12 protein-coding genes are annotated in these 18527 nt (G+C 65.9%); 4 read left to right on the top strand and 8 right to left on the bottom strand.

The window, feature by feature from the left end; genetic code table 11:
- Positions 1 to 31: 31 nt before the first annotated feature.
- The 5 genes from H9K76_RS17675 to H9K76_RS17655 form a co-directional block, all read right to left on the bottom strand.
- Positions 32 to 715, bottom strand: a complete 684-nt coding sequence (locus H9K76_RS17675; RefSeq protein ID WP_187596626.1) for an amino acid ABC transporter permease — start codon at positions 713 to 715, stop codon at positions 32 to 34.
- Complete coding sequence (locus tag H9K76_RS17670; protein ID WP_187596625.1) at positions 712 to 1467, bottom strand: amino acid ABC transporter permease; 756 nt, start codon at positions 1465 to 1467, stop codon at positions 712 to 714. The genes H9K76_RS17675 and H9K76_RS17670 overlap by 4 nt, the downstream gene beginning before the upstream one ends.
- Before the next feature lie 224 nt (positions 1468 to 1691).
- Positions 1692 to 2519 (bottom strand): ABC transporter substrate-binding protein, encoded by an 828-nt coding sequence (locus tag H9K76_RS17665; protein ID WP_187596624.1) that lies wholly within the window; start codon positions 2517 to 2519, stop codon positions 1692 to 1694.
- 237 nt (positions 2520 to 2756) lie between these two features.
- A complete protein-coding gene (locus H9K76_RS17660) occupies positions 2757 to 3524 on the bottom strand; it encodes a LytR/AlgR family response regulator transcription factor (RefSeq protein ID WP_187596623.1) in 768 nt (255 codons plus the stop codon).
- 24 nt (positions 3525 to 3548) lie between these two features.
- On the bottom strand, positions 3549 to 4628 hold the full coding sequence (locus H9K76_RS17655; RefSeq protein ID WP_187596622.1) for a sensor histidine kinase: 1080 nt from the start codon (positions 4626 to 4628) through the stop codon (positions 3549 to 3551).
- A gap of 49 nt (positions 4629 to 4677) precedes the next feature.
- Between H9K76_RS17655 and argH the strand changes: the two genes are divergently transcribed.
- From argH to H9K76_RS17640, 3 genes are all read left to right on the top strand, one after another.
- The gene (argH, locus tag H9K76_RS17650) at positions 4678 to 6135 is read left to right on the top strand and encodes an argininosuccinate lyase (protein ID WP_187596621.1); all 1458 of its coding nucleotides are present in this window, start codon (positions 4678 to 4680) and stop codon (positions 6133 to 6135) included.
- 35 nt (positions 6136 to 6170) lie between these two features.
- Positions 6171 to 7160: a Bug family tripartite tricarboxylate transporter substrate binding protein gene (locus H9K76_RS17645; protein WP_187596620.1), complete on the top strand. Its 990-nt coding sequence runs from the start codon at positions 6171 to 6173 to the stop codon at positions 7158 to 7160.
- Between the two features lie 292 nt (positions 7161 to 7452).
- Positions 7453 to 13452, top strand: coding sequence for an alpha-2-macroglobulin family protein (locus tag H9K76_RS17640; RefSeq protein ID WP_187596619.1), 6000 nt, complete (start codon positions 7453 to 7455; stop codon positions 13450 to 13452).
- A 303-nt stretch (positions 13453 to 13755) separates the two neighbouring features.
- Here the strand turns inward: H9K76_RS17640 and H9K76_RS17635 are convergent, their stop codons facing one another.
- The 3 genes from H9K76_RS17635 to H9K76_RS17625 are packed head-to-tail and all read right to left on the bottom strand — an operon-like array spanning position 13756 to position 17125.
- Positions 13756 to 14421: a GntR family transcriptional regulator gene (locus tag H9K76_RS17635; protein ID WP_246475111.1), complete on the bottom strand. Its 666-nt coding sequence runs from the start codon at positions 14419 to 14421 to the stop codon at positions 13756 to 13758.
- Between the two features lie 17 nt (positions 14422 to 14438).
- On the bottom strand, positions 14439 to 16040 hold the full coding sequence (locus tag H9K76_RS17630) for a gamma-glutamyltransferase family protein (protein WP_187596618.1): 1602 nt from the start codon (positions 16038 to 16040) through the stop codon (positions 14439 to 14441).
- Positions 16041 to 16081: 41 nt separating this feature from the next.
- Entirely contained in the window at positions 16082 to 17125 is a 1044-nt protein-coding gene (locus H9K76_RS17625) for a Bug family tripartite tricarboxylate transporter substrate binding protein (RefSeq protein ID WP_187596617.1), read from the bottom strand.
- Between the two features lie 318 nt (positions 17126 to 17443).
- Here H9K76_RS17625 and H9K76_RS17620 point away from each other — a divergent pair, with 318 nt between their 5' ends.
- Complete coding sequence (locus H9K76_RS17620; RefSeq protein WP_187596616.1) at positions 17444 to 18337, top strand: methylglyoxal synthase; 894 nt, start codon at positions 17444 to 17446, stop codon at positions 18335 to 18337.
- The last annotated feature ends 190 nt before the right edge of the window (positions 18338 to 18527 follow it).

Below are 18527 nucleotides of genomic sequence, written 5' to 3'. Positions count from 1 at the left end.
GGCTTGGCCCACCAAACTGGCGCGTAGCGCCTCAGGGGGTGCTTCTTTTTTCTACTCTCCAGGCCAGTAGGTTGAGTATTGAGCACAGCAACCAGTAGATCGCACCGCTGAAGAGAAACACTTCGGCGGGATGCACCATGAGGCGTGCATTCACCTGCGATGAGAGAAACGAGAGCTCGCCCACGCCGACGATGTAGGCCAGCGAGCTGTCCTTGATCAGTGTGACCCACTGGTTCACGAACGAAGGCAGCATCACGGCCAGCGCCTGGGGCAGGACGAGTTCGCGCAGCACCTGCCAGCGCGTCATGCCGAGCGCGAGGCCGGCGCTCCATTGGCCCTGGGGAATCGCGCGGATACCGGCCGCCACGCCGTGCGCCAGATAGGCGCCGCTCACGAGCGACAGGGCGCACACCACGGAGAACGTGCCCGGAACATCCAGCCCGAACAGCACCGGCAGCAGGAAGTAGATCCAGAAGATCAGCATCAGCACCGGAATGGCGCGCAGAAAGCTCAAGCCGCTGCGCAGCAGCCCGGTGGGCCAGCCACGGCCAGGCAGCATGACGAGCGCGATGCCGAGCGCGAGGCCCAGTACGGCGGACAGCACGCCCGAGATGGCGCTGAGCATCAACGTGAGCAAGGCACCGCCCGGGGGGCCGTCGGGAAAGGTGCCCAGGAGCAGGTAGCTCCAGTCGTCGGCAAGGGCTGCGAAGTTCATGCGCGGGCCACCTCGGCTGCAGACGGCCCCCAGCGGCGGCGCTGGTCGATCACACGGCTCAGGTGGTCGAGCGCAAAAATCAGCACGATGTAGAGCAGCGTGGTGATGCCATAGACCTGAAACGACTGGAAGGTCTCCGCCTCGGCCTGGCGTGCGCGGTAGGACAGTTCGACCAGGCCGATGGTCATGCCGAGCGAGGTGTTCTTGACGATGTTCATGTACTGCCCGAACAGCGGCGAGACTATTTTTGCAAGCCCCTGCGGCAGCACGATGTAGCGCAGTGCCTGCCAGCGCGTCATGCCCAGCGACTGCGCCGCCCGGGTCTGGCTCTCGGACACGCTGTTGAGCGCCGCGCGGATTTCCTCGCCCACGTAGGCGGTGGAGTAGAAGATCAGGCCGACGATGGCCGAGATGAATTCGAAGGAAGGCCAGGCCAGCAGCTCCATGCCTCCCGCCGCCGAGCCGCCGTGCGGGCCGTTGAGCCACTGCATCCAGCCTGGCGGCAGCAGTGCGGGCACGCCGAAGTACCAGAAGAAGAGCTGAATGAGCAGGGGCGTGTTGCGGAAGGCCGAGAGGTAGGTGACGGCGGCGGCGCGCACGGCCGTGATGGGGGTGGTGCGGGCGATGGCGAAGAGGGTGCCAAGGAGGGTGGAGGCAGTGATGACAAGCAGGGATGCGCCGATCGTCACAGCCCACCCGCTCAGCAGCCATCCCCAATACTTGCCAGCCAACAGGTCGTTGAAGGGGGACATGGAGGGCGTCACGAAGCCTTGGCGGCTTCGATGGGTGGGTCGTTTGGAGGCGCCAATACAGCCCCTCAGGCGTTGTTGCGAAGCCTTGCCGTACGAAAGTACTGTCTGCGGCTTCGACGCCTGGCCTGAGGGGCTGTCTTGGCGTTGTGGGGGTTGGGGGAGTGCTCGCTGGGCTTCGGGGGCCCGCTGTGGGGGACCAATACCCCCATGACCCTACCCTCGTGTCACGCTGCCTTGTCGCCGATCTTGAAATTGCGTGTCAGCGGCGTGGCGCTTTGGGGGCCGAACCAGGCGTCGTAGATCTTGCCGGCGTGGCCGTTGGCTTCGAGTTCCTGGAGGGTGGTGTTGACCCAGTCGGTCAGGGCGGTTTCGCCCTTGGGGATGCCTACGCCGATGTAGTCGTTGGAGATGGTGAAGGCGGGAACTTCCCACTTGGCGCGTTCTTCGGGGTTCTTGATGGTGGCGAGCAGACCGACGAGCTTGGGGCCGTCCTGTGAGATGGCCTGGACGTTGCCGTTGCGCAGGGCGGTGAAGGCGAACGGCGTGTCGTCATAGGCCACGAGCTTGGCCTGCGGGTATTTTTCGCGCAGCGTGATTTCGTTGGTCGTGCCCTTGTCCACGCCGATGCGCAGGCTGTTCAGCTGTTCCGCCGAGGTCAGCGTGCCCTTGGGGGCGATGAACTGGGTGCCGGACGAGAAATACGGCACGCTGAAATTCACCTGCTTGGCGCGTTCGTCGGTGATGGTGAAGTTGGCCAGCACCAGATCCACCTTGTTCGAGAGCAGCAGCGGCACGCGGTTGGCCGGGTTGGTCGGGACGAGCTGCAGTTTCACGCCCAGGCGCTTGGCAAACTCCTGGGCGTAGTCCACGTCCAAGCCCACCAGCTTGCGTGTCTTGGGGTCGGCAAAGCCGAATGGCGGGTTGGCGTCAAATGCCGCCACGCGCAGCACACCGGCTTTCTTGATGTCTTGCAGGCGGTCGGCCCAGGCGGTGCTGGTGGCCAGAACGGCGGCGGCGGCAACGGCGAGCGGAGCCCACTTCTTGAAATTCATGTACCTATCTCCCTGGAAAAAATGACGGGGAGATGCAAGGAGAGCCATCGACGAACAACACGGGCCAAAGATCCGGGTTAACGTTGTTGTGATGGGTTTGCATCTTTGATAGGTGCAAATCATAATTTTTGGTTCTAAAAACAATAAATGATATTTTTCGTATTTGATATACGAAAAAGAATTTAATGTTCGAACATGTGTCCGCGCAGGCCTGCCTGCAGGCACTCGGTCCCTGGCTCAGGTGCGCGAGGCCGGATCGGTGAATTGCAGCAGCGATTCGCGCACCGAGGCGACCTGTCGGCGCGAGACGGGCAGCAACTCCGCCAGGCCATGCAGGCGTACGGCCCAGCCTTCGCCTTCCTCCGGGTCGAAATGCTTTTCGAGCGCACGCAGTGCGCGGCGCGCCACCAGCATGCTGCGATGCACGCGGATGACGTGGTCGGCATGGCGGGACTCGAGTTCGAGCAGCGAGCCGTCCAGGATGTAGCTGCGCGAGAAGGTGCGCAAGGTCACATATTTCTGCTCTGCCTTGAGATAAAGCACCTCGGCCATCGGAATGCGCACCGTGCGGCCGCGCTCCTGGATCACGAGGGCTGGCTCATTCCCGGCCGGAACCGGTGGCTGCGCCGCAGCGCGCGGAAGGCGCTGCACCTTGGCGATGGCCTGCTGCAGCCGGGCAAGGCGCACGGGCTTGGTGAGATAGTCGGCGGCATCGAGCTCGAAGGCGCTGACGGCATGATCGACGTGAGCGGTCACAAACACGATGGCCGGCGGATGGGCGAGTTGCTGGATGGTCTGCGCGAGCGCGAGGCCATCCTGGCCGGGCATGTGGATGTCGAGCAGCACGAGGTCGATATCGGCTCCCGCGCGCTCCTGCAGCAGCGCGAGTGCCTCCGCGGCGTTGGCGGCTTCCCGGACGCTGCCGCACTCGGTGCCGGCATCCTTCAGCAGCGCGCGCAGCCGATTGCGGGCCAGGGCCTCATCGTCGACGATCAGAATGTGCATTCCGCAGGAATTCCCTCAAGGATGTTAATTGGATGGCGCGGCGGCGATGGGCAGCGAGATCCTGACCCGGTACAGGCCATTCTGCACACCGGCGCTGAAGTCGCAGTCCACGTCGTGCAGCAGGCGCAGCCGGTCCCGCACGTTGGCCAGCGCAATGCCGTGGCCGCGCGTGGCCCGTGCCTCGCCCGAAGCATTCTCGGCGAGGGTGTTGGTGATCTGCAAGACCACGCGGCGGCTGCGCAACTCGGTGCTGATGCGCAGCTTGCCTCCGTTGGCGCTGGGCTCGATGCCATGCTTGACCGCATTCTCCACCAGGGGCTGTAGCAGCAGTGGCGGCAGTCGGGCATGGCTGGCGCGCGTGTCGAGTTGCCACTGCACGCGCATGCGGTCACCGAAGCGCACCTGCTCGATATCGAGATAGCGCTGGGCGAGCAGGATCTCTTCCTCCAGCGTCGATGAGGCGCCTTGCTCCGTCAGTGCATGGCGGAACAGGTCGCTCAGGTCCTCCAGGAGCGCCTCGGCCTTCGCGGGTTCCTCGCGCACCAGCGCCACGGCGCTGTTCAGCGTATTGAACAGGAAGTGCGGGCGGATGCGGGCCTGCAGTTCGGTCAGGCGCGCCGTGGTGGCCGCGGGCGTGCTGCCGCGCGCTCGCATCTGCAGCGCCGCCACCAGGCCCAGCGCCAGCAGGCCGCCGGTCACGCCGCTGGCAAGAAACGGCCAGGGCCCGTCGCTCGGGAGCACCCAGGCCAGCAGGCCGCTGGCGGCCGTGCCCGCGATGATTCCCAGCAGCGTTCCGCACAGGTACTGCGCAACGGTGGGCAGCTCGTGCAGGCGTTGCTTGAGGCTGCAGGCGCAGAGCAGCCAGCCCAGCGTGGCCGGAAGCGCGCCCGCGGTGACGAGCGAGAGGCGCTGAAGCCAGTCCGAAGGCGAGCTGGCGTGGTACATGACGCCGGCGGCCAGCACGGCTTCCACGAACAGGACGGCACGCAGCACCACGCCGACATGGCAGGCATCGAACACCTGCATCCGTTCCTCGCGGAAGGGGCGTTCTGGCGCTTTTGGGCTGAAGGCGGGCAGGGTCGATAAAATTTCGGTCTCTCGCATTGCGGCATCCGGCTTTCTCGGGTGTCGGAACAACAGGATTATTGCCCTCATGTCCACAACTCCCACATCGCAACCCTCCAAGGATCAGCTCGCCACCAAGGCGGAGGCCTGGTCGGCACTGTTCTCCGAACCCATGAGCGACCTGGTCAAGCGCTATACATCGAGCGTGTTCTTCGACAAGCGCATGTGGCAGGCGGACATCCAGGGTTCTCTGGCACATGCGGAAATGCTGGCGGCGCAGGGCATCATCAGCCAGGACGATTTTGCCTCCATCCAGAAGGGCATGGCGCAGATCACGAAGGAAATCGAATCCGGCGAATTCGAGTGGAAGCTCGACCTGGAGGACGTCCACCTCAACATCGAGGCCCGCCTCACCCAGCTCGTGGGCGATGCAGGCAAGCGCCTGCACACCGGCCGCAGCCGCAACGACCAGGTGGCCACCGACGTGCGCCTGTGGCTGCGCGGCGAGATCGACCTGATCGAAGGCCTGCTCAAGGAACTGCAGCTCTCGCTCGTCGAAGTGGCGGAGACCAACGTGGAAGTGATCCTGCCGGGCTTCACCCACCTGCAGGTCGCGCAGCCCGTAAGCTTTGCGCACCATCTGCTGGCCTATGTGGAAATGTTCGGCCGCGACGCCGACCGCATGCTCGACGTGCGCAAGCGCGTGAACGTGCTGCCGCTGGGATCCGCCGCGCTGGCGGGCACGACCTATCCGCTCGACCGCGAGCGCGTCGCGAAGTCGCTCGGCATGGAAGGCGTGTCGCAGAACAGCCTGGATGGCGTGAGCGACCGCGACTTTGCGATCGAGTTCACCGCTGCTGCCAGCCTGTGCATGGTGCATGTGAGCCGCCTGTCGGAGGAGCTCATCATCTGGATGAGCCAGAACTTCGGCTTCATCCGCATTGCCGATCGCTTCACGACGGGCTCCTCGATCATGCCGCAGAAGAAGAACCCCGACGTTCCCGAACTTGCCCGTGGCAAGACCGGCCGCGTCGTCGGCCACCTGATGGGACTGATCACGCTGATGAAGGGCCAGCCGCTGGCCTACAACAAGGACAACCAGGAAGACAAGGAGCCGCTGTTCGACACCGTGGATACCTTGAAGGACACGCTGCGCATCTTCGCCGAGATGATCGGCGGGCAGCTGAATCCTGCCACCGGCAAGAAGGAAGGCGGCATCACCGTCAACGCCGACAACATGCGTGCCGCGGCTCTCAAGGGCTACGCCACCGCGACCGACCTGGCCGACTACCTGGTGAAGAAGGGCCTGCCGTTCCGCGATGCGCATGAAACCGTGGCCCACGCGGTGAAGCTTGCGCAGAACAAGGGTGTGGACCTGGCCGAACTGCCGCTGGCCGAGCTGCAGGCGTTCAATCCCGGCATCGGTCAGGACGTGTTCGAGGCGCTGAGCCTGGAAGGTTCGCTCAACGCGCGCAACACGCTCGGCGGCACGGCACCCGCGCAGGTGCGCAAGCAGATCGCGCGCCATCGCGCCCGTCTGGCCTGAGAGCGCAAACACGCACCGAACAACCGGGAGGCCCCATGAGCCATGTGCGTCGCCAGATCCTGAAGTCGCTTCTTGCCGCATCCGCGGCCGCCCATGCGCCGTGGGGGCTTGCACAGCCCCATGCCGCGGGCGGCAGGTCCATCCGCCTGCTCGTGGGTTTTCCGCCCGGCGGCGGCACCGATGCGATTGCACGGCTGCTCGCGGAAAAGCTCAAGGACGAACTGGGTGAGGCGGTGATCGTGGACAACCGCCCGGGCGCGGGCGGGCAGATCGCGGCGCAGGTGCTCAAGGGCTCGCCGGCGGACGGCGGAACCCTGTTTCTCACGCACGACCACACCATCTCCATCCTGCCGCAGGTGGTGAGGAAGCCGGGCTTCGACCCGGACCATGATTTCGTTCCGGCGGGTGGTTTCGCGACCTTCGTGAACTGCCTCGCGGTGTCGGCTGCCGCGCCTGTCAGGACGTTCGCGGAGTATGTCGACTGGGTGCGCCACAAGGGCCATGGCAAGAGCGCGGTGGGCATTCCCGCGCCGGCATCGACGCCCGAGTTCCTGGTGCAGCTGATCGGCCGGCGATTCGACCTGGATCTGCTGGCCGCGCCCTATCGCGGCAGCGCGCCCATGATCGCCGACATGCTGGGCCAGCAGATCCCGGCGGGCATCGGTTCGGTGCAGGATTTCCTGGAGAACCACAAGGCAGGCAAGCTGCGGGTACTGGCCGTGCTGGGCGGCAAGCGGCAGGCGCTGCTGCCCGATGTGCCGACGTTCGGCGAACTGGGACTCAAGGGCTTTGAGGACACGCCGTACTACGGCATCTATGCCCCTCGCGGAACTCCCGAAGCCGTCATCTCGCGGTTTTCACATGCGCTTGCCAAGGTGGTGGGAATGCCGGAGGTGAAGACGCAATTGACGGGCCTGGGACTGGAGGTGGAGTTCATGACTCCCGCCCAATTGAGTGCCCGCGAGCGGGCGTACTCCGCCGTCTGGAAAAAGATCATTCGGGAAAGCGGCTTCGTTCCCCAGTGAGATGCTGGCGGCGGCGAGCCTCGGGTTCCGCTGCCCGCGCCGGCCGCGATGATTCCGGCCCCGCTCCTTGGGCTCGGAGCTCCCCGATTTCATTTGATCGCATGCCAATGTTTGTTTTTGAAACAATTGTGTTCAAAAACATGCGGCTGTGTGCCAGGGGCCGGGCCGGCGCAACGGGATAGGGCATGATCATGTCCATTGCACAATGTTGCGCTACGCTTCGTGCCATTCGAGCCTGATGCGTCGGTCCTGGGAGGGTCCCCTGCAGGCTCGGGCATACCGAGAATCATCCATGACACAAAACAGTCTTCGCCCACGCGGCGTTCTTGTGGCCCTGGCGCTGGTGGCAGCGGCGGGGGCCGCGCAGGCGTTGAGTATTTCGAGCTTTTCACCGCAGGGCGAAGTGGCCCGCGTGAAGCAGGTGGTTGCCAAATTCGACGTGGCCGCAGTGCGGTTCGGGGATCCCAAGGCAGCAGCGCCGCTCACCGTCTCGTGCGACAACGTGGACGCGGGCAAGGGCTCCGGGCGCTGGACCGGTGACCGCGAATGGGTGTTCGACTTCGCGGACGACCTGCCGCCCGGCGTGCGCTGCTCCGCCAGCGTGGTCTCGGCTTTCAAGTCGCCCACCGATGCGGAAATCTCGGGGCAGAAGAAGTTCCAGTTCAACACTGGTGGCCCCTATGTGCGCTACATCGAGCCAAGCACCTACACGACCATCGACGAGGAGCAGTTCTTCGTGCTTCCGCTGAACGGTCCGGCGACGCTGGAATCGGTGCGCAAGAACATCTGGTGCGTCGCGGGCGATGTCGGCGAGCGCATTCCGGTCAAGCTCATCGAGGGCAAGCAGCGCGAGGCGCTCCTGAAGGGCCGTGGCCTGGAGAGGCAGGCCGCCCGTGATCCGCTGTCCTTTGTCACGCTGGCATGCAACCGGCGGCTGTCTCCCGGCACGACGATGCAGATCGTCTTCGGCAAGGGGGTTGCCACGCCAAGCGGCGTCGCCAACTCGAACGAGAAGCGCTTTTCCTATACCGTGCGTGCGCCTTTCAAGGCCGAGTTCACCTGCGAGCGCGAGAGCGCGCAGTCGGGCTGTCTGCCCATCCGTGCGATGTCGCTCACATTCAATGCACCGGTCGCGCGCAAGAACGCCGAGGGCATCCGGCTGAAGTCTTCGGCGGGATCGGTCAAGCCCGGCCTGAGCAGCGAGTCGGACGACGCCGATGCGGTGGTCACGAGCGTGCAGTTCCCGCCGCCATTCACCGCTGGCGGCAAGTACACGATCGAACTGCCCAAGGACTTCCAGGACGCCTCGGGGCGAACATTGAGCAATGCCGCCAGTTTCCCGCTGGCGGTGGGTGTGGGGCAGATGCCGCCGCTGGCCAAGTTCGCGGCGTCACCGTTCGGTATCGTCGAGCGCTTTGCCGAAGGGCCGGGCGGGCCGGCGCTGCTGCCCGTCACGCTGCGCAATGTGGAGCAGTCGCTCGCCGTGAGCGGGCTCGACGCCGCTTCCGCCGCACAGATCGCCAAGGACCAGCCCGCAAAGGTCAGCACCGTCAAGGCGGGCAACGACGCGGAAATCATCCGCTGGTATCGCAAGGTGCAGCGCTACAACGAATGGTCCGTGGGACGCAGCATGGCCCGCCAGGACGTGAAGGGGCCACTGCCGCCCAAGCTCAATCCCGATGATGACAGCAGGGATGACCCGATCCAGACGCGCAGCCTCTCGCTGCTCAGGGGTCAGAACGGCGTGAAGACGCTGGACGTGCCCAAGTCGTCGGGCGATCCGCGACCGTTCGAGGTGGTGGGCATTCCGCTTGCTCCCGGCTTCCATGTGGTGGAGATCGCGTCGCCCATGCTGGGCAAGGCGTTGCTCAGCGAGTCGCTCGGCGAGCAGCGCACGATGTACGTGCGCACCTCGGCGCTGGTGACCAACCTGGCGGTGCACTTCAAGCTCGGCCGCGAGAATTCCCAGGCATGGGTGACGACGCTCGACAAGGGGCAGGTGGTTCCGGGCGCCGTCGTGCGCGTCTCCACCTGCGATGGCAGCGAAGTCCAGCGCGCGACGACCAACGAGAAGGGCATCGCCGTTTTCGACCAGGTCTCGTCCGAGCCGATGGAGTGCCATGGCGACGACGAATGGTCGCGGGCGTACTTTGTCAGCGTGCGCGCCAAGGGTGCGGATGGCGTGGAAGACATGGCCTTCACCTGGAGCGACTGGCAGCGCGGCATCGAGCCGTGGCGTTTCAACGTTCCCACCAGCCAGCAGTCCGAGCCCGACGCGGTGGCACACACGGTGTTCGACCGCACGCTGCTGCGTGCCGGCGAGACCGTGTCGATGAAGCATTACCTGCGCACGCAGACCATGACCGGCTTCGACCTGCCTGACGAGCGCCCCAACCAGCTGGTGATCACGCACACGGGCAGCGGACAGCAGTTCACGCAGGACCTCGTCTGGCGCGAGACCGCCTCGGGCGGCCTGAGCGCGGAAAACAGCTTCCACATTCCACCGGCGGCCAAGCTGGGTGTGTACAGCGTTTCGCTCAACAGCAAGAGCAACGAGGGCCGGTCGATGTCGTTCGACTCCGGCAGCTTCCGCGTCGAGGAGTTCCGCCTTCCCGTGTTCGAGGGCCGCGTGACGCCTGCGGAAAAGAAGCCGCTCGTGCGCGTGCGCTCGGTGCCTGTCGATGTGCAGATCAACTACATCTCCGGCGGCCCGGCGGCTCGCCTGCCGGTGCGCGTGTCGGCCATGGTGCGCGGCAAGTCGCTGTCGTTCCCGGACTTCGACGCGTTCAGCTTCCAGCCTCCGCGCCAGCGCGGCGCGAACGCCGGCGGCAACAGCGACAACGAGGAGCCCGCGTCGTCCGACGACATCCGCATCATCGAGGACAAGCTGCCGCTCACGCTCAATGCCACCGGCGCGGGCCGCGTCACCATCGGTGACGTACCGCAGTCGCGCTATGCACAGCAGATGGTGCTGGAGGCCACTTATTCCGATCCGAACGGAGAGGTGCAGACGCTGCGCAGCTCCCAGTCGCTGTGGCCCGCCGCGGTGATTGCCGGCATCAAGACCGAGGGTTGGGTGTCGGCCGCCAGCAAGATGCGCTTCCAGGCACTGGCCCTGTCGCTGGATGGCAAGGTGCAGGCCGATGTACCCGTCGATGTGCAGGCGATCGCACGCATCACCACCACCAGCCGCAAGCGCATGGTGGGTGGTTTCTACAGCTACGACAACAAGACCGAGACCAAGGACCTGGGCACTGTCTGCTCGGGCAAGACCGACAGCCGCGGCCTGCTCCTGTGCGAGGCGAAGATGGCCGAGGCCGGCGAGATCGAGCTGATTGCCAAGGCCCGCGACAAGGAAGGCAATGAATCGCTTGCCGCGTCGACCGTTTGGGTCACGCGGCAGGGCGAACTGTGGTTCGGTGGCGAAGACCACGATCGCATCGACGTGCTGCCCGAGAAGAAGAACTACCAGCCCGGCGAGACGGCGCAGTTGCAGGTGCGCATGCCGTTCCGCTTTGCGACCGCACTGGTGACGGTGGAGCGCGAGGGCATCCTGAGCTCCGAGGTGGTGCAACTGAACGGGCAGGACCCGACCGTGCACCTGAAGATCCAGGAGAACTGGGGCCCCAACGTCTACGTGAGCGTGTTCGTGCTGCGCGGACGGCTGCGCGAGGTGCCGTGGTACAGCTTCTTCACCTGGGGCTTCAAGTCGCCTCGTGAATGGTGGACGGCATTCTGGTACGAAGGCAAGGAATATGTCGCGCCGACCGCGATGGTCGATCTCTCCAAGCCCGCCTACCGGTTCGGCATGACCGAGCTGCGCGTGGGCACCAAGGGCCATCAGATCGACGTGAAGGTCACCTCCGACAAGGAAAGCTACGCGGTGCGCGGCAAGGCGCAGATCACCGTCCAGGCCACGCTCCCCGACGGCAAGCCGGCAGCGGGTGCGGAAATCGCGCTGGCGGCCGTCGACCAGGCCCTGCTCGAACTCATGCCCAACAACAGCTGGAACCTGCTCGAGGCCATGCTGCAGCGCCGCTCGTGGGGCGTCGAGACATCGACCGCTCAGATGGAGATCATCGGCCGCAGGCACTACGGCAAGAAGGCCGTTCCGGCCGGCGGTGGCGGCGGCAGCGCGCAGGCGCGCGAACTGCTGGAGACGCTGCTCCTGTGGAAGCCTTCGGTCCGGCTGGATGACAAGGGCCAGGCGAAGATCGAGGTGCCGCTCAACGATGCGCTGACCACGTTCAAGATCGTGGCGATCGCGGACGCCGGCGTCGGCATGTTCGGCACCGGCAGCACCAGCATCCGCGCCACGCAGGACCTGCAGATCATCAGCGGCCTGCCGCCGCTGGTGCGCGAGGACGACCAGTTCCGCGCGCAGATCACGCTGCGCAACACCACGAAGAACGCGATGAAGGTGGAGGTCAGCCCGCGCGCCGCGCTGCTCTCGCTGGACAAGCAGACCGTGGAGATTCCCGCGGGCGACTCACGCGAGGTGTCCTGGAACGTGACCGCTCCCGCACAGCTGGCGCAGACGCGCGCGCAGGCCCTGATGTGGGAGATCGAGGCGCGTGATCTTACCGGCGGCGCGCGTGATGCGCTCAAGGTGACGCAGCGCCTGATTCCGGCGATTCCGCTGACCGTGCAGCAGGGCACGCTGGTGCAGGTGGACGGTGCCGTCAGCATGAGCGTCGCGCCCCCGGCGGATGCGGTCCCGGGCCGTGGCGGCCTCAAGCTCGCGATGCAGCCCAAGCTGGCCGAAGGCCTGCCGGCGGTGCGCGACTGGTGGATCAACTACCCGTTCATCTGCCTGGAGCAGAAGACCAGCAAGGCCGTGGGCCTGCGCGATGGCGCGATGTGGCAGGTGGTGATGTCGCAACTGCCGACCTATCTGGACAACGACGGGTTGGCGATGTACTTCCCGCCGCGCGCGGGCGACCGCAGCCTGGGCAGCGACACGCTGTCGGCGTATCTGCTGTCGGCCGCGAACGAGGTGTCCGGGCTGCATCCCGAGTTCACGCTGCCGCAGGAGGCGCAGGCCTCGATGATCAACGGCCTGATCGCGTTTGTGGAGGGACGCATCCAGCGCAACTTCTGGAGCCCGCGCAAGGATCTGGACATGCGCAAGATCACCGCCGTCGAAGCGCTCTCGCGCTACGGCAAGGCCACGCCGCGCATGCTCACGAGCATCCAGATCGCCCCCAACCAGTGGCCCACGCATGCGGTGATCGACTGGTTCATGGTGCTGAGGCGCATGAAGGACATTCCCGAGCGCGATCAGAAACTGGCGGAGGCCACGCAGATCCTGCGCGCGCGCCTGTCGTTCCAGGGCACCAAGGTGCTCTTCAGCACCGAGCGTGATGACTACTGGTGGTGGCTGATGCAGAACGGCGATGTGAACATGGCCCGCCTGCTGATCGCCGTGATGAACGACCCCGCGTGGAAGGACGACATCGGCCGCATCGCCAACGGCTTCATCGCGCGCCAGCAGAACGGTGCGTGGCACACCACGTCGGCCAATTTCTGGGGCGGCCTGGCGCTCGAGAAGTTCAGCGCGGTGCATGAGTCCGTCCCAGTGGCGGGCTTCACCAAGGCGAGCCTCGGCTCCAGCACGGCGCTCGTCGACTGGAGCAAGGTCGAGCGCGTGAAGACCAGCGACGCCGCAGGCGCACCGCACCAGACCACCTGGTTCGGCGCACCCGCATCACCCGGCAACCTGAAGAACAACACGATGTTCCTGCCGTGGGGCTCCTCGCCGGAAAGCCTGAATGTCACGCAGGTCGGCACGGGCAAGCCCTGGCTCACGGTGCAGTCCGTTGCAGCGGTCCGCCTGAAGGAGCCCTTTGCGGCCGGCTACTCGATCAAGAGGACCGTGACGCCGGTCGAGCAGGCCGACAAGTCGCTGCCCGCCAACACCTACTCGCGCGGCGACGTGCTGCGCGTGAAGCTGGAGGTGAATGCCAGCGCCGACATGACCTGGGTGGCGATCACCGATCCGGTGCCGACCGGCGCGACGATCCTGGGCAGCGGGCTGGGCCGCGACTCCGAGATCGCCACGCAGGGCGAGAAGCGGGAGGGCTGGGCCTGGCCAGCGTTCGAGGAGCGCAGCTTCGAGTCCTTCCGCAGCTACTACCAGTACATCCCCAAGGGGACGATCAGCATGGAGTACACGGTGCGGCTGAACAATGCCGGCCAGTTCTCCCTGCCGCCGAGCCGCGTGGAGGCGCTCTATGCGCCCGAGATGTTTGGGGAGTTTCCGAACGCGAGCCTCAAGGTGGTGAGCAAGTAAGTCCCGCCATGCATAAAAGCCGGCTTCATCGCATTCGATGAAGCCGGTTTCTTTCTTTGCGGAATACCGGGTCCTTTGGGTCGCGTGACGAATGGACGTTTAGCGCTTGCGGTGAGAGTCTTCGTTTGGGGGTGCTGATATGGCCCCTCATACTTTGTTGCAAAGGCTTGCCGTACCAAAGTACTGTCTTCGCCTTTGCGTCGCGTCTGAGGGGCCATCTCAGCATTGGGGTGGGCAGTTCAAGGCGGGCGCGCGCTGCTCAGGTTGTTGTTTGGAAAGCCTTGTGGGCCTGGTACGGGCCTGTCAACCGTCTGCTGCTTCTCGCATTCCCATGAGAATCGATGCCGCGTCGTGTGCGCGATGCACATGCGCGCGCATCTGTCGGTAGGCGCTTGCTGCGTCGTAGGCCAGCAGTGCATCGACGATGCCGCAGTGTTCCTCGTACGAGGCGGCCACGCGCGCGATCTGCATGAACTGGTTGCGCCGGTAGGCGTTGGCGCGTTTCTGCAGGTTCCGGGTCACCTCGATGAGCTCGGGATTGTGGGAGCCCTGGAGGATCACGTCGTGGAGCAGGTTGTTGAGCTGGTGGTAGCGCACCACGTCGCGGGCCTGCATGGCGGCGAAGCCCTCCGCATGCACCTCGCGCAGTTGTGCGCGCTGCGCCTCTGTCATGCGCATCGCGGCATAGCGGGCGCAGGCGGCCTCGAGATCGCCGATGGATTCGAACAGGTGCGTGAGGCGTTCGTCCGTGATGAGGGCCACCGTTGCGCTGCGGTTGGGGCGCAGCTCGATCAGGCCCAGAATGGCAAGCTGGCGCAGCGCCTCGCGGACCGGTGTGCGCGAGACGCCCAGCCTGTCGGCCAGCATCGCCTCCTCGAGGCGCGTGCCGGGCGGGAAGTGCCCAAGCACGATCTCGTCGGCAATGCGCTGGCATACGTCGTTGGACATGCGTCCGCGAGGTGTCGTCATGGTCTTGCGGGACGAGTTCAGTATCCAACCGCCTGTCCGTCCCGGCGGTGGTCGGAGCCCGCCGCATAGACCGCGTCGGCGGTTCCGCTGATCGTCTCGTCAAGCCGCGCGACCAGTTGGGCGCTGCCGAACTCGAGATTGCCGGGCGGCATGATCCGGGGCGCATGGCCCATGCGTTGCAGGCCTTCCACCACCGAGGGCGGTACCGTGGGTTCGAGGATCAGTTGGCCCGCGTCGTCGATGCGCCAGCGCGGCGCGTCCGATGCCGCCTGCGGATTCCAGCCTTCGGCCACGCAGCGCATCACCATCTGCAGATGCCCCTGGGGCTGCATGTTGCCGCCCATCACGCCGAACGCCATCAGCGGCTTGCCGCCGCGCGTGAGGAACGCCGGAATGATGCTGTGCAGCGGTCGCTTGCCGCCTGCCACCTGGTTGACGTGGCCCGGCGTGGTCACGAACCCGACGGCGCGGTTGTGCAAGGCGATGCCCGTGCCTGGAACCACCACGCCGGAACCGAAGCCCTTGTAGTTGGACTGGATGAACGAGATCATCCGTCCCTGTGCGTCAGCGGCGGCCAGGTAGACCGTGCCCCCGGAAGGGGGCTGGCCTGGTCCGTAGCTGCCGGCCCGCTCGGGATCGATGAGGCGTGCGCGTTCCTTCAGGTAGACGGGGTCGAGCAGATGCTCGAGTTTCACGCGCATGTGGTCGGCGTCGCCCAGGTGCATGTGGGCGTCGGCGAAGGCGAGGCGCATGGCCTCGATCTCGAGGTGCATGCGCTGAGCGGAGCCCGGCGCGGTGGCGTCGTACGGCAGGTGATTCATCACGCCGATCGCGATGAGTGCCGCCATGCCGATGCCGTTGGGCGGGATCTCGTGCACCTCGTGGCCGCGAAAGCCGACGGAGACGGGTTGCACCCATTCGGCACGGTGTGCTGCGAGATCGGCCTCGGTGAGCGCGGCACCGCACTCCCTGGCAAAGGCCGCGATCTTCCGCGCGAGCGGCCCGCGGTAAAAGCTCTCGCCGCGCGTGGCGGCAATCTCGGCCAGCGTGTCGGCCTGCGCGCCGAACCGCCATATCTCGCCGGTGCGCGGTGCGCGCCCCTGGGGTATGAACTCGGAGAAGCCCGGCTGCACGTGCAGTTCCTGCGCTGCCTGCTCCCACTGGTGGGAAATCACGGGGCTCACGGGGAAGCCGTCGCGCGCGTGGCGGATCGCATCGCGGAACAGGTCTTCGAAGGGCAACTGGCCGAAGCGCTCGGAAAGCGCATGCCAGGCCGCCACGCCGCCGGGCACGGTCACGCTGTCCCAGCCGCGCAGGGGCATGGTGCGCATGCCCGTGAATCGCTCGGGCGTCCATGCGGCGGGAGCGCGGCCCGATGCGTTCAGGCCGTGCAGGCCGTTGCCGTCCCATACCAGCGCAAAGGCATCGCCGCCGATGCCGTTCATGGTGGGTTCGACCACGGTCAGTGTGATGGCGGCTGCAAGCGCCGCATCCACCGCGTTGCCGCCGCGTGCGAAGGCCTGTGCTCCGGCCTGCGCGGCAAGTGGCTGAGATGTGGAGACCACGTTGCGTGCAAGCACGGGTTGGCGTCCGGAGGGGAAGGGGAGATTCCAGTTCATGTGTTCAGAGTGGTCCGGGTTGTTCCAATGCGCCGAGGCGTTCACAGCGTGATGTTGGCAGATCGGATGACGCCGCCCCATTTGGCGCGGTCGCTCGCGGTGAGCGCGGCCAGCCGCTCGGCATGGTCGAAGCTCACGACGAAGCCCTTCTGCAGCAGATTGTCGGCGAGCGCCTTGTCGTTCAGCGATTTCTGCACCGCATCGGCCAGGCGCGCGCGGATGTCGGGCGGCGTGCCCTTGGGGGCGTACAGGCCGAACCAGTTGTCGGCGTTGTAGCCCTTCACGCCGGCCTCCTCCACGGTGGGAAGGTCGGGATAGGCCGGCACGCGCTGGCCGGTCGTCACGGCCAGCGCGCGCAGCTGTCCGGTCTTGAGGAAAGGCTGCGAGGCGGCCACGCTGTCGAACATGAACGAGACCTGGCCGGCGATCAGGTCGGGCAGGGCCTGCGAGCTGCCGCGGTAGGGCACGTGCACGGCCTGGGTGCCCAGCGTCTGCAGCAACAGTTCGGCCTCGAGATGCGACAGCGTGCCGCTGCCCTGCGAGGCATAGTTGATCTTGCCGCCACCGGCCTTCAGCCACGCGACGAACTCGCCCATGTTGCGCGCCGGTACCGAGGGATGGACGTTGAGCACGTGCGCTCCGTTGGCGACCAGCGCAACGGGCTCGAAGTCGCGCGTGATGTCCGACGTCGCCTTGGGGTAGAGATTTCCGGCGATGGCCTGGTTGGTGAGCGCGCACAGCAGCAGGCTGTATCCGTCGGGCGGTGATTTCGCCCCGGCCTCGAGGCCGATCATGCCGCCGGCCCCGGGCTTGTTCTCCACCACCACCGATTGCTTGAGGTGACCGCCCATGGACTGGCCGAGCATGCGCGCGAGGATGTCGGTGGCGCCACCCGCGGGAAACGCGACGAACATGCGGATGGGCCGGTCGGGATAGGCGCCTCCCTGTGCCCGGGCGCTCAACCCGGCCCCGGCCAGTGTGCCGCCGAGCGCAAGGGCCAGGCATTGCCTCAGGTGATCGCGGCGGGAAGTGGAGCGAAGGGAAGCAGGGGAAGCGGACGCATGGGGTGTCGCTGTGCTGTGCATGCAAGTCTCCTGGTTTTGTGCGTTCCCGGACAGAACGTGCATGCAATGTTGGCAGCGAAAGAATGCCTTGGGTATGTATTTGCGAAAGCCGCATGGAGCGTGCTTCAGCGGCGATTTGTATTTCAGCGTGCGGCCCCGGTTTCGGGTTATCCCGAGCCGTGTTTTCCCGGGTTTTGCAGCGTTTTCCTCGCTGCTGCGCACGAGGCGGATTGCATGCATGTCACGCGGACATGTTCCAATAGGACACCCTGCCCACGCCGGGCGGATCCGCGCCGGGGTTCCCCGGTCCGTACGAATTTTTTCAAAAGAAATCCTGCCATGCTGATGGGTCTCGCCGCCAACCGTTTGCACCATGAATCGACCGAGGGCGCATTGCTCGAATTCCTGCGCCTCGCGGAATCAGGCCTGCGCGAGATGGACATCGGTTTTCATGCGGTGGGAAGAACCTATGACGCCATCACGCAGTTCGGCATGCTGCAGGACTACCCGCAGCTCAAGCGCTATCCCCGCGGCAGCCGTGGCGGCCTGATGAAGCTGGTGGCCGAGGTGGTCGGCATGCCCGAGCCCGGGCGCACGCTCGATGGCGCGATCTATCTGATCGACCCCGTGGACCCTTCATCCATCTTCCCCGAGGCGCTGGCGCTCAAGCGGCAGTGCCTGATCCACTCCAAGCCGTTCCTGTCGACCGTGGCGAGCGCGCGCGACTGGCTGGAGATGGAGCGCATCCACGCGGGCCTGCCACGCAATCCGCAGGCCGATGCATTGCATGCCTTCGAGAAGCAGACGATCGCGTTGATCGCACACGATGCGCTCAAGCCCACGATGCTGGATTTCGCCGCGCGCAATTTCGATCTGCTCTCGCGCTTCGGCCGCCGGGTGGGCACGGGCACGACGGGGCAGCGCCTGAACGAGATGGCGTGGAGCAAGGGCTGGCCGGCTGATACGCCATGGGTCGACCGCTTCAACAGCGGCCCGCTCGGCGGCGATGCCCAGATCGCCGACCTGGTGCTCGACGGGCGCTGCCAGCGCGCGATCTTCTTCGAGGACCCGCACGTGGCGCGGCAGCACGAGGCCGACATCCAGCTGCTGGAGCGGGCGGTCACCACCGTCACCTACGAGACCGTCTGCACCACGGCACCGCAGATCGCGCAGCGCTGGTGCGACGCGGCCGTATTGCGCTCGCACCAGAAGCCTGGCCGGGAGCAGGGCTGAGCGGCATGTCATGCAACCGTCATCCGGCCGCGATACATTGGCCGGGCTGAAGCAAGGCAGCGCAAACACTTCATGGTCGGTGTCTGCCGGAATCTGCCGCGCCAAGGTCCGCGGCCCGTGCATTGAGCCGGGCGGCCGGGCCTCGGTGCCGCAGGGCGATATGCCATCCGGGCAGCACGCACCACCATCG

The sequence above is a fragment of the Diaphorobacter ruginosibacter genome (assembly GCF_014395975.1).
Taxonomy (GTDB): Bacteria; Pseudomonadota; Gammaproteobacteria; order Burkholderiales; family Burkholderiaceae_C; genus Diaphorobacter_A; species Diaphorobacter_A ruginosibacter.
The sequence above is the reverse complement of the archived record's forward strand: the minus strand, read 5'-3'. Positions and strand labels throughout refer to the sequence as shown.

Bases quoted from the DNA above. Each gene is read 5' to 3' on its own strand.
- H9K76_RS17675 (WP_187596626.1), bottom strand. From the start codon at position 715: ATGAACTTCGCAGCCCTTGCCGACGACTGGAGCTACCTGCTCCTGGGC.
- H9K76_RS17670 (WP_187596625.1), bottom strand. From the start codon at position 1,467: ATGTCCCCCTTCAACGACCTGTTGGCTGGCAAGTATTGGGGATGGCTG.
- H9K76_RS17665 (WP_187596624.1), bottom strand. From the start codon at position 2,519: ATGAATTTCAAGAAGTGGGCTCCGCTCGCCGTTGCCGCCGCCGCCGTT.
- H9K76_RS17660 (WP_187596623.1), bottom strand. From the start codon at position 3,524: ATGCACATTCTGATCGTCGACGATGAGGCCCTGGCCCGCAATCGGCTG.
- H9K76_RS17655 (WP_187596622.1), bottom strand. From the start codon at position 4,628: ATGCGAGAGACCGAAATTTTATCGACCCTGCCCGCCTTCAGCCCAAAA.
- argH (WP_187596621.1), top strand. From the start codon at position 4,678: ATGTCCACAACTCCCACATCGCAACCCTCCAAGGATCAGCTCGCCACC.
- H9K76_RS17645 (WP_187596620.1), top strand. From the start codon at position 6,171: ATGAGCCATGTGCGTCGCCAGATCCTGAAGTCGCTTCTTGCCGCATCC.
- H9K76_RS17640 (WP_187596619.1), top strand. From the start codon at position 7,453: ATGACACAAAACAGTCTTCGCCCACGCGGCGTTCTTGTGGCCCTGGCG.
- H9K76_RS17635 (WP_246475111.1), bottom strand. From the start codon at position 14,421: ATGACGACACCTCGCGGACGCATGTCCAACGACGTATGCCAGCGCATT.
- H9K76_RS17630 (WP_187596618.1), bottom strand. From the start codon at position 16,040: ATGAACTGGAATCTCCCCTTCCCCTCCGGACGCCAACCCGTGCTTGCA.
- H9K76_RS17625 (WP_187596617.1), bottom strand. From the start codon at position 17,125: ATGCACAGCACAGCGACACCCCATGCGTCCGCTTCCCCTGCTTCCCTT.
- H9K76_RS17620 (WP_187596616.1), top strand. From the start codon at position 17,444: ATGCTGATGGGTCTCGCCGCCAACCGTTTGCACCATGAATCGACCGAG.